The sequence below is a fragment of the Nocardia sp. NPDC056541 genome (genome assembly GCF_042794235.1).
GTDB lineage: Bacteria > Actinomycetota > Actinomycetes > Mycobacteriales > Mycobacteriaceae > Nocardia.
Genome location: NZ_JBHTUD010000011.1, coordinates 101,407 through 116,802, shown reverse-complemented (window position 1 = coordinate 116,802; position 15,396 = coordinate 101,407). Strand labels below are relative to the sequence as shown.

Sequence of the window (15,396 nt, the reverse complement as noted above, 5' to 3'; positions counted from 1 at the left end):
CGTTGCCCGGACACCTTCGCGCCCGATTGGTAACCTTTGCCAGGCACGGGCGGGCGGCCACCACAGGTGGCGGGCGCCGGGGACAGCGAGGTAGACGATGGCCGGAGGCGAATCCGACGAGGGTCGCGTCATGCCGTTCGCCCGGCGGACGACCCCGCGTGACGGCAATCCGCCCACCGGCCGGGTAGTGCGCAGCGCGCGCTTGGCCGCGGTACCGGTGGCCTACGCGGGCCGCCGCATCGCGGGCTTCGGCAAACGCGCCGCGGGTCGCGACCCCGCCGCCGTCGACCGCGACATCCGCGTTCGCACCGCCGAACACCTCTTCCAGGTACTCGGCGAGCTCAAGGGCTGTGTCGCGAAACTGGGCCAGCTCCTCGGCCTGCTCGAACTCGGCCTGGCCCCCGACCTGGCCGAACCGTATCGCCAAGCCCTTGCCCGACTGCACGATTCGGCGCCCGCCATGCTTCCGGGCGCGGTCCACGCCGAGCTCGCCACCCATCTCGGCCCGGACTGGCGCTCGCTGTTCCTCGAATTCGACGACCGCGCCTCCGCCGCCGCCTCGGTCGGCCAGGTCCATCGGGCCCGCTGGCACGACGGCACGCAGGTCGCGGTCAAGGTCATGTACCCCGGCTCCCGCCGCGCGGTGCTGGCCGACCTGCAAGCTCTGCGACGCGCCACACCGTTGTTCACCGCACTGCTGCCCGGCGCCGACACCCGCCCGGTGGTGGAGGCGCTGTGCAACGAGATCCGCGACGAACTCGACTACGCCCGCGAGGCCGTCAACCAGCGCGCCTTCGCCACCGCCTTCGCCGACGACCCCGATGTCGTGGTGAGCCGGGTGATCGCCCAGCACGGTGACGTTCTGGTCACCGAATGGCTCGACGGTGTTCCTCTGTCCCGGTTGATCATTCGCGGCAATGCGAACGAACTCGACCGGCTCGGCGTGCTGATCATGCGTTTCCTGTTCTCCGCTCCCGCCCGCGCCGCCCTCGTCTACGGCGACCCGCACCCCGGCAATTTCCTTCGCATGCCCGACGGCCGGCTCGGCGTGGTCGACTTCGGCGCCTGCACACCGTGGCCCGGCACCTTCCTCGACGTCGCGAGCGACGTCGGCGCCGCCGTCATCGCCGACTCCCCCGCCGACCTCGAGGCCGCCATGCGCCGCCACGGCTTCGTCGCTCCCGACCGCGACCTCGACATCGCCACCGTCGCCGCCCGCCTGCAACCGGTCCGCGATGCCCTCCTCGCCCCCACCTACCCGCTCTCGGCCGACTGGCTCCGCGAACAGGTCCGCCTCGCCACCGACCTGCGCCTGACGAACATCCTGCGCCAGCTCACCATGCCCCCCGCCCACACCCCGATCCTGCGCTCCTTCCTCGGCGGTCTGGCAGTCCTGTGCCAACTCCACACCGCCGTCCCCCTCCGCGCCGAATGCACCCGCTGGTACCCCGAAACCGCCGCCGCCGCGGGGCTGTAGACGCCTCACCCGAGTTCGGTCTGCCGTACGGCATCGTTCATGTTCCGTTGCCTTGCTAACGACCGGGTGTTCCGACCGGTGGCGCACCGTGACGTTCATGGCTGTTTCGGATTTCGCGATGTCTCGGCGCACGCTGCTGCGCGCAACCGCCCTCGGTGTGGTGACCGCTCCCGCCCTGGTGGCCTGCGGTGACGACGGGCCCGCATTGGTACGAGCCAGGCCTTCGCTCACGCACGGGGTGGCGGTCGGGGATCCGCGTAGTGATGGCGCCCTGATCTGGGCTCGCTCGGATACGCCCGCGACGCTGGTGGTGGAGACGTCGGCGAGCGAGAAGTTCACCGACGTCAAGCGATTCACGGGGCCGCTGCTCACCCCGGCTACCGACGGCACCGGACGGGTGCGGGTGAACGGTCTGCCCGCCGGGCAACTCGTGCACTACCGGGTACGCCTCGACGGGGAGGGCGGCGCCAGCTCGGAGACGCTCACCGGCGTGTTCCGCACGGCGCCGACCGCGCCCGCCGACATCTCGCTGCTGTGGTCCGGTGACGTCGCCGGCCAGGGTTTCGGGATCAACCCGGACCTCGGCGGCATGAAGGTGTTCTCCGCCATGGCCGCTCGCGACCCGCACCTGTTCCTGCATTCCGGCGACTGCATCTACGCCGACAACGCGCTGAAGGAATCGGTGACGCTGCCCGACGGGCGGATCTGGCGCAACATCACCGCCGAAGCGAAGAACGCCCCCGCGGAAACCCTCGACCAGTTCCGCGGCAACTACGCCTACAACCTCACCGACGACAACTACCGCCGGTTCAACGCCGCCGTCGCCCAGATCGTCCAGTGGGACGACCACGAGACCACCAACAACTGGTCCCCCGGCGGCACGGTCGCCGCTGACAAGGGCTACACCGAGCGCAGCATGGACACCCTCGCTACGCGTTCCTGGCAGGCCTTCCACGAGTGGATGCCGTTGGAGCCCAAGGAAGCTGTCGACGGCCGCCTCTACCGCAAGATCTCCTACGGCCCGCTGCTGGACGTGTTCGTCCTGGACATGCGCGCCTACAAGGACGCCAACACCGCCAATACCGCGCCCCGGGGCCAGATCCTCGGCGCCGCCCAGATCGCCTGGCTCACCGAGGGGTTGAAGAACTCCAAGGCCACCTGGAAGATCGTCGCCGCCGACCTGCCGCTGGGCGTGGTCGTCCCCGACGGCAAGACCGCCTTCGAAGGCCCCGCCAACGCCGCCCCCGGCGCACCGTCGGGCCGCGAGACCGAGATCGCCCAGGTGCTCTCGGCGATCAAGGCGAACAAGGTCGGCGATGTCGTCTGGCTCACCGCGGATGTCCACTACACCGCCGCGCACCACTACTCCCCCGCCCGCGCCGCCTTCACCGATTTCGACGAGTTCTGGGAGTTCGTCTCGGGCCCGCTCAACGCGGGCGCGTTCGGCCCCAACCCCCTCGATCCCACCTTCGGGCCCGAGGCGGTCTACGTCCACGCGCCGCCCACCGCGAACACCTCCCCGATGGATCCGGAGTACCAGCACTTCGGCGAGGTGAAAATCGACGGCCGCACCGGAGAAATGACCGTCAACTTGTGCGACGCGACCGGAAAAGTCCTGTTCACCAAGCAACTCGCGCCCACGCGGAAATAGGTGCGAAGTACCCTGCGCAAGAACCGCGCACCTATGGTTAGCTATGCGGTCATGGGCACGCCGCATACCGTCATCTCCGAAGAATATCTCCCCACCGATACGGCGGATGTCGTTCGCACTGTGCGTGATTCGCGCGGTCGGTCGGAACGGTTGACGGTGCGCGGCGGTGAACAGACCGAAGAGTCCTATGGCCTGACCGATCAGCGCGGGGCGCTCTCGCTGCGCAAGATGAACTCGGTGCTCGACATCAACCTGGGCCGACGCACCGTGCGCGTGCAGGCGGGCGCGAAGCTGTCCGAGATCGACCGCAGGCTCGGCGCGCACGGTCTCGGCCTGCCGGTGGTCGGCGATCATCGCGACATCACCGCGGGCGGCTTCGCCTCCGTCGGCGGGGTGAGCACCGCCTCGCATCGCTACGGCATGTTCATCGACCAGATCGTCGACCTCGAGTACGTCGACCCCGACGGCCGGATCGGCACCTGCGGGCGCGGCCACCACACCGAGCGGTTCCACCGCATCCTCGGCGCGGGCGGTCGTGCGGGCATCATCACCGCCCTCACCCTGGACGTGGTCGAGGTCGACAAAGACCACACCATGCTCACCACCGACGCCGACCGGTTCCTCGACTTCGACTCCTTCGTCGAGCACGCGACCAACGAGATCACCAACCCCGGCAGCGCGGCGCTGCAGGTCGGTCGCTGGGTCGACACCGCCCCGCTCAAGGTGGCGCGCCCGGTCGGCACCGGCCAGGTGACCCTCGGCGCCGTCCGTTTCGGTCAGTGGTCGAGCCTGTACCCCACCGCCCCCACGCGCGGCCTGCGGGCCCGGCGTGAGGTCGGCACGCGGACCCGGAAGTCGCTGGGCGCCATCGCTTCCGCCGCGGGCGGCCGCGCGGGCATGCCGGTCCGCAACGCGGCGGCGGGCGCGCTGATGTTCGCGCCGAAGGTCCTCACCATGCGCGACGCCGAGTACCTGGCCGACACCGTCATCAACTCCTCCGAACGCGGCCCTGCCTACCGCGTCGGCGTGTTCGCCCCGCTGGCCAACTACGGTTCGGTCTTCTACGGCCTGCACGATCTGTTCTCGGCGCACCGCGAGCGCTCTGGCTGCTTCACCGTCATCTCCGCGATGACCTACGGCGTGCGCTCGGAGTACCTGCGCGCCGAAGCCGCCGCCCGCGGCCTCACGCCCGCCGACTACGGCCTGATCACCTTCACCTGCCGCCTGCGTCCCTCGGCCCTACCCTCGGAGCAGCTGCGCGAGATCGTCTCGGGCATCGACGACATCTGCCGCTCGGAGCAGGGCCTGCGCTACAGCGTCTGACGGACGGACCCGGCGGGTTCGGCGTTTCGCCCGGCTGCGCGTATTCGCGCACTGTGTTACACGCCGAACCCGCTGGTCACGTCGGGTCCCACGGTGGCTATCTGACTATCAGTCATATCCATCTCCCAGTGGATGGGATAGTCGGCTCTACGGATCACCCGGAGAAAGTGTGATGTCGGTTACGCATTTCGATCGTTCGTCGAATGCGGGCCCCATCCTCGAAAGGACCTCTGATGGTCGCTCCCACTCCGACACCCGCCGTGGACCGCTGGACCCCACGCCTGATCTTCTCGCTCGCCTCGATCGTGCTCCTGCTGGAGATGCTCGCGGTGAGCTACATGATGATCTCGACGGCGCTACCGTCGATCGCCGCGCACTACCAGACCACCCAGGGCGCCTGGCTGCTGACATCGTTCCTGCTGGTCGGCGCCGTCACCGCGCCGCTGATCGGCAAGCTGGCGGACATGTACGGCAAGCGCAAAGCCCTGCTCGGGTGCGTGACCGTGGCAGCGGCGGGATCGCTGCTGTCGGCGATCGCGGGCAGCTACGCCGTCCTGATCGCGGGCCGTGCGCTGACCGGCCTGCTCATCCCCTGCCTGTTCCTGAGCTACTCGCTGATCCGGGACGTGTTCCCGGCGAAGACGATCGCGCTGGCGGTGAGCATCGCGACCAGCGGCATGGGGTTGATCGCGATTCCCGCGCCGTTCCTCACCGGGTGGCTGATCGACAATCACGGATTCCGCAGCATCTTCTGGTTCTTCGTCATCGGTCTCGCCGTGCTGGGCGCGCTGATCTTCTTCACGACGGCCGAGTCGTCGGTGCGGCTGCGCTCACGGATCGACCCGCTCGGAGCGATTCTGCTCGGTGGCGGCATCGCCGGCATCCTCATCGCGGTCAGCTTCGGACCGACCTGGGGCTGGCGTGACAGTACGACCATGGCGTACCTCTTCGGTGGCGTGGTGCTGCTGCTGGCCTGGCTGGCGAGCGCGCGAATGATCCGGGAACCGCTGATCGACCTCGATGTGCTCGGCCGCCGTTCGGTGCTGCTCACCACGATCGGCGCCGGACTCTGCTACGGCGCCAGCGGGCTGTTCACCATCCTGCTGCCGATGATGGCCATGACGCCCGCCGTGTTCGGGCTCGACTACGGATTCGGCGTCACCGCGGAGGGTTTCGCGATCTTCCAGGCGCCGGTGGGGCTGATGGTGGTGGTCGGCGGCGTGCTCGTGGGTGTGCTCGTCGGCCGCCGCGACGTCCGCCCCCGCATCCTGATGACCTGCGGCATGCTGCTGATGGCCGTCGGATTCGTGCTGACCGCCGCCGTGCACGACAGCAAGCCCCTGCTGATCGTCTTCGCGGGCATCTTCGGCACGGGCATGGGCATGGCCTACGCCGCGATCCCGAATCTGCTGATCGAGGCCGTGCCGCCGCAGTTGCAGGCAGGCACCGCGAGCATCGTCGGCGTCTCGCAGAGCGTGTTCCCCGCCGTCCTGCCGGTTATCGCCTTCACGATCATGAACAACTCCTACATCGCGCCGATCCCGCCGGAGATGACGCAGGGCGCGGTGTTCTATCTGGACCGCGGCTTCACGATCGCCTTCCTGATCGGTGGTGCGACCGCGCTCATCGGTGCGGTGGTCGCGGCGGCGCTGCCCCGCCGGATCGTGCAGCTGTCCGCTCCGCGCACGGTGGAAGGGCCGGAGGAAGGACTGGTGTTCGCGCACTGAGGCATTCGATGCCCAGAGCCGGTCGTGCGCTCGCACGACCGGCTCTGCCGTTCTCGGGAGACATCCTCCGACAACGAAAACGGTCGCCGCGACTCCCTCGGCTCGAGGGCGTCGCGGCGACCGTTTCCTGATGGATCAGTGCTTCTCGGCACCCAGGTAGTACTCGAAGACCAGGCCGGCGGCGGCGGCGAGCACGAGCACCACGCCGAGGCCGATCAGCCAGAACTGGAAGAACGCCAGACCCAGCGCGGTCACCGAACCGGCGCCCGCGAGGAGGATGGGCCAGAAGCTACCGGGCGAGAAGAAGCCCAGGTCACCGGCGCCGTCGACGATCTCGGCCTCTTCGTAGTCCTCGGGACGCAGGTCGATGCGACGCGCGACGAACCGGAAGTAGGTGCCGATGATCAGCGACAGACCCGCGGTCAGCACGATCGCGGTAGTGCCTGCCCACTCGATGCCGGTGCGCGACTGGGCGGTGAAGAAGCCGTAGACGATGCCCACCAGGATGAAGAACGCCGTGAGCAGTTCGAAGATCCGCGCTTCGATCCTCATATCAGAATCCTCACTTGCTCTCGTTCACCGAAGCGCTCTTGGCATCACGCTTGGTGTTGAAGGGGTACGTGGAGGTGGCCACCGGCGACTCGCCGATCGATGCCAGCGCCTCACCGTTGGTCTTGCCCTCGATGCGCGCCTGCATGTACTTGGCGTACTTCTCCGGCGAGACCGCGCGGACCTCGAAGTTCATCATCGAGTGGTAGGTGCCGCACATCTCGGCGCAGCGGCCGACGAACGCGCCTTCCTTCTCGATCTCGGAGATCTGGAAGACGTTGTCGGACTGGTTTTCCTTCGGGTTCGGCATCACGTCGCGCTTGAACATGAACTCCGGTACCCAGAAGGCGTGGATCACGTCGGCGGCGGCGAGCTGGAACTCGATGCGCTTACCGGTCGGCAGCACCAGGACCGGAATCTCTTCGCTGGAGCCGAAGGTCTCGACCTTGTCGTAGTGCAGGTACGAGAGGATGTCGTTGGCCGGCTTGCCGTGCAGGGGGCCCGGCTGCGGGTGACCCTTGTCGTTCTTCAGCTCACGGTATTCGGCGAGCTGCTCTTCGTTCAGCAGCTCCTTCTCCGTGTCGATGCCGTTCCAGGTGAGACCGCCGACGTTGTTGATGTTGCGGTAGCCGAACTTCCAGTTCCACTGGAAGGCGGTCACGTCGACGGTGACATCCGGGTTGTCGGTCTTCTCGTGTACATAGTTCTGCACGACCACGGTGAAGTAGAACAGCACCGCGATGATCACGAACGGGATCGCCGTGTAGGTCAGCTCCAGCGACACGTTGTAGCCGGTCTGGCGCGGGAACTCCGGGGAGTTCTTGCGCTTGCGGTGGAAGATGACCGTCCAGAAGGTCAGACCCCAGACCAGCACGCCCATGGCGAGCGCGGCCAGCACCGACCAGGTCCACAGCTCGCGCATCCGGGTGGCCTGCGGGGTGATACCCGACGGCCAGCCGAACCGGAGCCAAACATTGTCGATCGAGCAGCCCGAGACGAGCATCGCGGTGATCCCCAAGGACACCGCCAGCCCGGCCCGCCGAAGGATCCGGCCCTGCCGACCCTTCTCGGGTCGTGCCCCGATCTCTTCGCTCGCCTTGTGCGCCACGCTCACGCCTTCCTGGTCGCCACACATTCCGACACATTGCGTCGTCCGGGCGGCGATTCGCCCGTTCCGACACCTCTTCAAAGCAGTTTCAGGCCTCTCGAAGTATTGCCGCTGTGACGCCTGCACACCTGAGAAGGACCTGAGTACTACGCAGCGTAGACCAAAGCGGGCACTGTCTTGTCGCGGGGTCACTTTCGACACTCCGCCGTGACCGCGCCGAACATCGCGACCTGCGGTTTGGCCCTCGTCTGGTGGCTGCGCACCCCGCGGGAGCGGGCGAGCGCGGCGTGTCGGGCAGGCGTGCGGCATACTCGGACACAGCGTTTCGGCCCGTTGTGGCCACCCATCATCGAACGAGAGAAGGTTGGGCGACACCGTGTGCGGACTGCTCGGATTCCTGACAGCTGATTCCGCGACGACCGCGGTGGTCGATCAGGTGTACGACGCGCTGCACTGCCAGCGGCATCGTGGCCCGGACGAGAAGGGCACCTGGCACGACGATCACATGATCTTCGGGTTCAATCGCCTGTCCATCATCGATATCGAGCACTCGCACCAGCCGCTGCGCTGGGGCCCCGCGGACAACCCGCAGCGCTACGCGATGACCTTCAACGGCGAGATCTACAACTACCTCGAACTGCGTGAGCAGCTGGCCGCCGAGCACGGCGCCGCATTCCCCGATGGCAAGATCTTCGCCACCGACGGTGACGGCGAGGCCATCGTGGCCGCGTTCCACTTCTGGGGTCCCGAGGCCGTGCGCAAGCTGCGCGGCATGTTCGCCTTCGCGATCTGGGACACCGAGACCTCGCAACTGTTCCTCGCGCGCGATCCGTTCGGTATCAAGCCGCTGTTCATCGCGACCGGCCCCGGCGGCACCGCCTTCGCCAGCGAGAAGAAGAGCCTGCTCGAACTGCTGAGCCCGCTGGAACTGTCCGACGAGCTGGACCCGCGCGCGCTCGAGCACTACACGGTGCTGCAGTACGTGCCCGAGCCCGAGTCGCTGCACCGCAACATCCGTCGCCTCGAGTCCGGCAACTACGCCACGGTGAAGGTCGGCCAGGAACCGATTGTCACCCGCTATTTCCGCCCCGACTTCCGGGTCCGCCCGTTCGTGGCGGGGTCGGAGAAGGCACGCTACGCCGAGATCGCCGCGGCGCTGGAGGACTCGGTCGCCAAGCACATGCGCGCCGATGTGACAGTCGGTTCGTTCCTGTCGGGCGGCATCGACTCCACCGCCATCGCCGCGCTGGCGATCCGGCACAACCCGAATTTGCTGACCTTCACCTCCGCGTTCGAACGCGAGGGGTACTCCGAGGCCGATGTCGCCGCCGAGACCGCGGAGCTGATCGGCGCGAAGCACTACATCCGGATGGTGACGCCCGCCGAGTTCGCCGCGGCTATCCCGGAGATCGTCTGGTACCTCGACGAACCCGTCGCCGACCCCGCCCTGGTGCCGCTGTACTTCGTGGCCAAAGAAGCCCGCAAGCACGTCAAGGTCGTGCTCTCCGGCGAGGGCGCCGACGAGCTGTTCGGCGGCTACACGATCTACCGGGAACCGTTGTCGCTCAAGCCCTTCGAATATCTGCCCGCCGGTGCGCGCAAGTTGCTCGGCAAGCTCGGTGACAAGATCCCCGACGGCAAGCGCGGCAAGTCGCTGCTGCAGCGCGGCTCGCTCAGCCTCGAAGACCGCTACTACGGCAACGCCCGCAGCTTCAACGACGCCCAGCTGCGCGCGGTCCTGCGCGACTTCCGCCCCGAGTGGACCCACCAGGACGTCACCGCGCCGATCTACGCCCAGTCCGCGGGCTGGGACCCGGTCGCGCGCATGCAGCACCTGGACCTGTTCACCTGGCTGCGCGGCGACATCCTGGTCAAGGCCGACAAGATGACCATGGCCAACTCCCTGGAACTGCGCGTGCCGTTCCTGGACAACGAGGTCATGCGCGTCGCCGAGGGCATCCCGTTCGATCAGAAGATCACCAAGGAAACCTCGAAGTACGCGCTGCGCCAGGCCCTGGACGGCATCGTCCCCGACCACGTCCTGCACCGCGCCAAGCTCGGCTTCCCGGTCCCGCTGCGCCACTGGCTGCGCGGCACCGAACTCTACGACTGGGCCGAAACCCAGATCGCCGAGTCCCAGACCGACCACCTGCTGCACAAGCCGGCCGTCCTCCAGATGCTCCGCGACCACAAAGCGGGCATCTCCGACCACAGCCGCCGCCTCTGGACCGTCCTGGTCTTCATGGTCTGGCACGGCATCTTCGTCGAGGACCGCATCAAGCCCGAAATCCAGGAACCGGTCTACCCGGTCTCGCTGTAGACGCACAGAAGAACGCCCCCTGGATCGAAAGATCCAGGGGGCGTTCGCGTTCTGTAGTCAGAGCAGGAAGGCCAGTTCGTCGGCGGCATCCGAGCCGTAGGCCTTGGTGAGGCGCTCGAGGGCGTCGTCGGTGTTGAGGGTCCACTCCTGGGTGCCGGTGGTCTCCAGGATCAGGACGGCGATCAGGGAGCCGAGCTGGGCGGCCCGTTCCAGGGTCAGGCCGGCGCGGTGGGCGGTGAGGAAGCCGGCGCGGAAACCGTCGCCGACGCCGGTCGGGTCGACCTTGGCCACCTCGGGCACCACACCGACGCGGATCTCGGTGCCGTCGGCGTCGACGACGAGCACACCTTCGGAACCCAGCGTGGTGACCCGGATGCCGACCTTGGCGGTGATGTCGGCTTCGCTGAGGCCGGTCTTCTGCTGCAGCAGGGCCCACTCGTACTTGTTGGTGAACAGGTAGGCGGCGCCGTCGACCAGTTCGGTCGCCTGCTCGCCGTCGAGACGGGCCAGCTGCTGGGACGGGTCGGCGGCATAGGCGATGCCCTGCGCCTTGGCCTGGCGGGTGTGCGCGACCATCGCGTCGGGGTCGTTCGCCCCGACCAGCACCAGGTCGACATCGTGGGCGGCGGTGATCGCGGCGATATCGATATCGCGCGCCTCGCTCATCGCCCCCGGGTAGAACGACGCGATCTGCGCCATCGTCTCGTCGGTGGTGCACACGAACCGGGCGGTGTGCGATGTCGCGGACACGTGCACGGCCGAGCAGTCGACGCCGCTGGCCTCCAGCCACTGGCGGTACTCGGCGAAGTCGGCGCCGACGGCACCGACGAGCACCGGACGCTGCTTCAGCAGGCCCATCGCGTAGGCGATGTTGCCCGCCACTCCGCCGCGGCGGATCTGCAGATCGTCGACGAGGAAGCTCAAGGACACATGATCGAGTTGATCGGCGAGCAGCGCATCGGCGAACCGGCCGGGGAAGCGCATGAGGTGGTCGGTGGCGATGGATGCGGACACGGCAACAGACACGAGGCAGGGCCCCTTCGACGCTAGACGAGGAAAACAGAAAGTCCGGGATCACCCGATCCCGGACTTCAACGTTAGCAAGCGCTACCGCCTGTGGTTCACCTGTTCGCTACCTCGCCACGCAACCACAATGATCCCGGGCGCGCCCTCGAAGGCGAGGTTACGGCGCCGCTAACCCGCGGCGCCGAACATCAGTTGAACGAATCGCCGCAGGCGCAGGAGCCGGTGGCGTTCGGGTTGTCGATGGTGAAGCCCTGCTTCTCGATGGTGTCGACGAAGTCGATCGAGGCGCCGTCGATGTACGGGGCGCTCATGCGATCGACGGCCAGCTTCACGCCGGAGAACTCCACGACGATGTCACCGTCGAGGATGCGATCGTCGAAGAACAGCTGGTAACGCAGACCGGCACAGCCACCGGGCTGCACGGCGATCCGCAGGGCCAGATCGTCGCGGCCCTCCTGGTCGAGCAGCGCCTTCGCCTTGATGGCGGCAGCGTCGGTCAACGTCGCACCGTGGGTCTCGGTGGCGGTCTCGTTCTGCACAGTCATGGACACTCCTAGTTCGACTCAGCCCGTCAACGGACCTCAGGTGCACAGCGCACGACTGTCTTCAACGCTGTCGCAGCAACTGCTATTCCTATTTTGCCACCCTCGGCGCAGCCAGTGGACGCCACCTGGGTGCTTGTGCCCACAGTACGCCCTGTGACGGCGTGATCTGCGTCGCAGCCCGGCCGCGGATGAGACCGGGCCCACCGCTGAGCGGACCGCATTTCCCGATGGTCGGCATCATCGAATAGCCTGGTGAACGTGAAATTGTTTCGTCGCGACGAGTCCAGCACCATCGACGAGTCCGTCGACCCGTCGGTGTCCGACTCCGAACAGGCCGCCGCCACGGCGTCGACCACTCCTGGTAAGGGCAGGCCGACGCCGAAAAGGCGTGAGGCAGAAGGCAAGCGGCGCGGTCCGATCGCGCCCGCCCCGCTGACCGCCAAGGAAGCCCGCGCGCGCCGCAAGGCTGTCAAGGGCACCAAACAGGACCGCAAGGCCGCCGCCGCCGACCGTCGCGCCGCCGTGCAGGACCGCCGCGCCCGCATGCTCGCCGGCGAGGACAAGTATCTGCTGCCCCGCGATCAGGGCCCGGTCCGCGCGTATGTGCGCGACCTGGTGGACGCCCGCCGCAACCTCGTCGGCCTGTTCATGCCGATGGCGCTGGTGCTGATCCTGTCGATGTTCGTCGCCCCCGGCCTGCAGACCATCGTCACCCTGGCCATGCTGGTGATGATGGTCTTCATGATCATCGAGGGCTTCGTCCTGGGCAAGATCGTGAGCAACCGGGTGATCGAACGGTTCCCCGACACCACCGACACCGGCTTCAAGCTCGGCTGGTACGCCTTCGTCCGCGCCTCGCAGATCCGCAAGATGCGCGCTCCGAAGCCGCGGGTCGGCCCCGGCGACGCCGTCTGAGTTCGACCGGACTTGCGCATGCCGTCTCATCCCTGCGGATGGGGCGGCATTCGTCTTTTCAGTGATGGCTCGGGCGGATGTAGTCGGCGTAGCCCGCGATGGCTTTGAGCTCGGTGTCCATGCGCTGAGCGTCGCGGTCGACGATCCCGGTGGAGCCGGCGGTGCCGCGACCGATCAGTACGGCGAGTCCGATGACGGCGGTGAGGACGATCAGAAAAGTAAGCATGGCAGTAATTTTGCGCTCGATGATTTTCAGCCGAAAGTGGCTGTTCTGTCATTGTGCGTAAAGATTCAGCCAGCTACGATGAGGCATGCTCTCGAAGGTTGCCGTGGTGCTCAGCGACCGGCTCGCGATGTTCGAATTCGGTGTCGTCTGTGAGGTTTTCGGCCTCGACCGCACGGCCGACGGCCTGCCCGGCTTCGACTTCCGGGTCTGCGGCGCCGACCCGGGCACGCCACTGCGTTCCACCACCCCCGGCATCGCCGTCACCCCGGAATTCGGCCTCGACCAACTCGCGAAGGCCGACTTGGTCGCCATCCCGGCCTCCCCGATCGACCAGTACGACGACCGGGTACTCGCGGCGGTGCGCGGGGCGGCCGACGCGGGCGCGACCGTCCTCACCGTCTGCTCGGGCGCCTTCCTGGCCGGCGCGGCCGGCCTGCTCGACGGCCGCAAGTGCACCACCCACTGGCGGTATGTCGACAGACTCGCCGCGATGTTCCCCGAGGCGACCGTCGACCCCGACGTCCTGTTCGTCGACGAAGGCAACCTGATCACCAGCGCGGGTACCGCCGCGGGTATCGACGCCTGCCTGCACCTGGTCCGCCGCGAGATCGGTACCGCCGCCGCCAACGGCATCGCGCGGCGCATGGTCGTGCCGCCGCAGCGCGACGGCGGCCAGCGCCAGTTCATCGAGCAGCCGGTCCCCGAGTGCAGTTCGATCGGCCTGTCCACCACCCTGGCCTGGCTCACCGAGAACCTCGCCCACCCACACACCGTCGACGAGCTCGCGGCCCGCTCCAGCATGTCCACCCGCACCTTCGCCCGCCGCTTCGCCGCCGAAACCGGCACCACCCCGGTCAAATGGCTCACCACTCAGCGCGTCCTGTTCGCCAAGCACCTGCTCGAAACCACCGACATGGCCCTGGAACGGATCGCCGACGAGTCCGGCTTCGGCTCCGGCGCCCTGTTGCGCCACCACTTCCAGCGCCAGGTCGGCATCGCCCCCACCGAATACCGCCGCCGCTTCGGCGCGGCAGGCTGAGCAACCGTCCGTTATTGTGCGTGGAATACCGATCCGGACGCTTTTCCGCAAAAAGGCGACTAACTCCACAGTGCACGAATGAAATGAGTCGGCTACGCTGATACTGACCGGTGAAATCCCGACCGCCCGTAGCAGTGTGGTCGTCAGCGCGGCATTTCGATGCCCAGGACGGTAGGGTATTCGAGCCATGCGTAGCAGCGAACTCAAGGAAACCGACACCGAGCTCGCCCCGAATTTCCCCGAGCCTCGCCTCGTCGCCGTGGAACGGTCATGGCGCATTCTTATCGCGGCGGGTTCGGATGCTGTCGGATCGCTCGACAGCGAACTCCCCCGATATGGCCACCAGGTTGCCACCGTCGATACCGGAAGAATGGCACTGAAGCTGTTCGGCCGTGCCGATCTGGTGCTGCTCGATCCCGATCTCCCCGATTTCGACGGATTCGAGGTATGCCGTTCCATCCGTGCGCGCCATACGGTTCCGATCATCGTTGTCACCGATCGCGATTCCGAATTGGACTGCGTACTCGGCCTGCGCTCCGGCGCCGACGACTATGTCACCCGACCGTTCGGCATCAGAGAACTGGTCGCCCGCATCGACTCGCTCATGCGGCGGGTCAGCCCACAGACCGAGAACGGCGCGTCACCCTCGGGATGCGGCGCGCTGCGCGTCGACGAGTGGGCCCGCGAGGCCACTCTGCGCGGACGCCCGCTCGCACTCACCAGAAAAGAGTTCGACCTGCTGCTGATGCTGTCACGCCGCCCGGGAATCGTGGTGGCGCGCAAGCAGATCCTGGGCGAGATCTGGGACGGTTCCTGGTCGCAACACACGGTGGACACGCACGTCAGCAGCCTGCGGGCGAAGCTGGGCGCCAGCAATTGGATCGTCGCCGTTCGCGGAATCGGCTTCAAGTTGATGCCGCGCGACTGAGGGGCGACGACGAAGCCGCCGACTCCGAGGAGTCGGCGGCTTCGCTGTCTCAGCTACCGACCGCGACCACGTTCAGGTTCTCGTCGAACGCGAATCCGGGCGGCGCCTCGCCGGTGCGCAGCACCTTGATGAACTTCATCCGAGCGATCCGCCACCCCGCGGCGGTGCGCGCGACATCAGCGTCGAGGTAGCCCCAGACCAGCAGCGGCGCCTCGCCCGGCACCACGTGCTTGTGGGTCGCGGTGAGATTGAGCCGCACCGCGGCGGTGTCGCCGTCGATATCGGCATGACAATCGGTGGTGGTGTGATGGGTCGGACCGAACAGGTTGACCACATAGGTCATATGCGCGGCGATTCCCTCGATACCGCGATAATCCTCGGGCGGCAATTCGAGAAGAACATCGTCTGTGAAAATGGCTTGCGCCCACGCGTCGTCCATCGATTTGCGATCCTCGAAAAAGAAGAAGGTATCGAAGAGTGCCGCGATCTCACGATGGTCGCGCAATTCACGGACTTCCGCGCGAAGCGATTCGAGCTCAGCACGGAGAATGGTCTCGTTCAT

General features: G+C 67.2%; 14 protein-coding genes. 8 read left to right on the top strand and 6 right to left on the bottom strand.

The features are described from left to right. Positions 1-97: 97 nt before the first annotated feature. The 4 genes from ACFQ9R_RS20710 to ACFQ9R_RS20695 all read left to right on the top strand — a co-directional run bounded on the left by ACFQ9R_RS20710 (position 98) and on the right by ACFQ9R_RS20695 (position 6,178). Positions 98-1,477, top strand: a complete 1,380-nt coding sequence (locus ACFQ9R_RS20710) for an ABC1 kinase family protein (RefSeq protein ID WP_378992531.1) — start codon at positions 98-100, stop codon at positions 1,475-1,477. A 97-nt stretch (positions 1,478-1,574) separates the two neighbouring features. After that, entirely contained in the window at positions 1,575-3,128 is a 1,554-nt protein-coding gene (locus ACFQ9R_RS20705) for an alkaline phosphatase D family protein (protein ID WP_378992530.1), read from the top strand. A gap of 51 nt (positions 3,129-3,179) precedes the next feature. Next, on the top strand, positions 3,180-4,451 hold the full coding sequence (locus ACFQ9R_RS20700; protein WP_378660387.1) for an FAD-binding oxidoreductase: 1,272 nt from the start codon (positions 3,180-3,182) through the stop codon (positions 4,449-4,451). Positions 4,452-4,684: 233 nt separating this feature from the next. Beyond that, positions 4,685-6,178, top strand: coding sequence for an MFS transporter (locus ACFQ9R_RS20695; protein ID WP_378992529.1), 1,494 nt, complete (start codon positions 4,685-4,687; stop codon positions 6,176-6,178). Positions 6,179-6,313: 135 nt separating this feature from the next. On the opposite strand, the gene ACFQ9R_RS20690 is transcribed toward ACFQ9R_RS20695, so the two are convergent. Together ACFQ9R_RS20690 and ACFQ9R_RS20685 are read right to left on the bottom strand one after the other, a co-directional pair. Beyond that, positions 6,314-6,730, bottom strand: coding sequence for a cytochrome c oxidase subunit 4 (locus tag ACFQ9R_RS20690; protein WP_056816603.1), 417 nt, complete (start codon positions 6,728-6,730; stop codon positions 6,314-6,316). 10 nt (positions 6,731-6,740) lie between these two features. Then, positions 6,741-7,730, bottom strand: a complete 990-nt coding sequence (locus ACFQ9R_RS20685) for a cytochrome c oxidase subunit II (protein WP_378992675.1) — start codon at positions 7,728-7,730, stop codon at positions 6,741-6,743. 481 nt (positions 7,731-8,211) lie between these two features. On the opposite strand from ACFQ9R_RS20685, the gene asnB reads away from it, so the two are divergent. Beyond that, positions 8,212-10,155 carry an asparagine synthase (glutamine-hydrolyzing) gene (gene asnB, locus ACFQ9R_RS20680; protein WP_378992674.1) on the top strand — a complete coding sequence of 648 codons (1,944 nt, stop codon included), beginning with the start codon at positions 8,212-8,214 and terminating at the stop codon, positions 10,153-10,155. Positions 10,156-10,212: 57 nt separating this feature from the next. Here asnB and ACFQ9R_RS20675 read toward each other — a convergent pair whose 3' ends face one another. Both ACFQ9R_RS20675 and ACFQ9R_RS20670 read right to left on the bottom strand, forming a co-directional pair. Then, positions 10,213-11,139 (bottom strand): carbohydrate kinase family protein, encoded by a 927-nt coding sequence (locus ACFQ9R_RS20675; protein WP_378992673.1) that lies wholly within the window; start codon positions 11,137-11,139, stop codon positions 10,213-10,215. 230 nt (positions 11,140-11,369) lie between these two features. Continuing rightward, positions 11,370-11,726, bottom strand: coding sequence for an iron-sulfur cluster assembly accessory protein (locus ACFQ9R_RS20670; protein WP_067459056.1), 357 nt, complete (start codon positions 11,724-11,726; stop codon positions 11,370-11,372). A gap of 315 nt (positions 11,727-12,041) precedes the next feature. On the opposite strand from ACFQ9R_RS20670, the gene ACFQ9R_RS20665 reads away from it, so the two are divergent. Next, entirely contained in the window at positions 12,042-12,641 is a 600-nt protein-coding gene (locus tag ACFQ9R_RS20665) for a DUF3043 domain-containing protein (protein WP_378636811.1), read from the top strand. A 58-nt stretch (positions 12,642-12,699) separates the two neighbouring features. Here ACFQ9R_RS20665 and ACFQ9R_RS20660 read toward each other — a convergent pair whose 3' ends face one another. After that, positions 12,700-12,867: a hypothetical protein gene (locus ACFQ9R_RS20660; protein ID WP_378992528.1), complete on the bottom strand. Its 168-nt coding sequence runs from the start codon at positions 12,865-12,867 to the stop codon at positions 12,700-12,702. An 85-nt stretch (positions 12,868-12,952) separates the two neighbouring features. Here ACFQ9R_RS20660 and ACFQ9R_RS20655 point away from each other — a divergent pair, with 85 nt between their 5' ends. Further along, positions 12,953-13,906 (top strand): helix-turn-helix domain-containing protein, encoded by a 954-nt coding sequence (locus ACFQ9R_RS20655; protein ID WP_378992527.1) that lies wholly within the window; start codon positions 12,953-12,955, stop codon positions 13,904-13,906. Positions 13,907-14,093: 187 nt separating this feature from the next. After that, positions 14,094-14,834: a response regulator transcription factor gene (locus ACFQ9R_RS20650; RefSeq protein ID WP_378992524.1), complete on the top strand. Its 741-nt coding sequence runs from the start codon at positions 14,094-14,096 to the stop codon at positions 14,832-14,834. A 49-nt stretch (positions 14,835-14,883) separates the two neighbouring features. On the opposite strand, the gene ACFQ9R_RS20645 is transcribed toward ACFQ9R_RS20650, so the two are convergent. Further along, a complete protein-coding gene (locus tag ACFQ9R_RS20645) occupies positions 14,884-15,396 on the bottom strand; it encodes a nuclear transport factor 2 family protein (RefSeq protein WP_378992522.1) in 513 nt (170 codons plus the stop codon).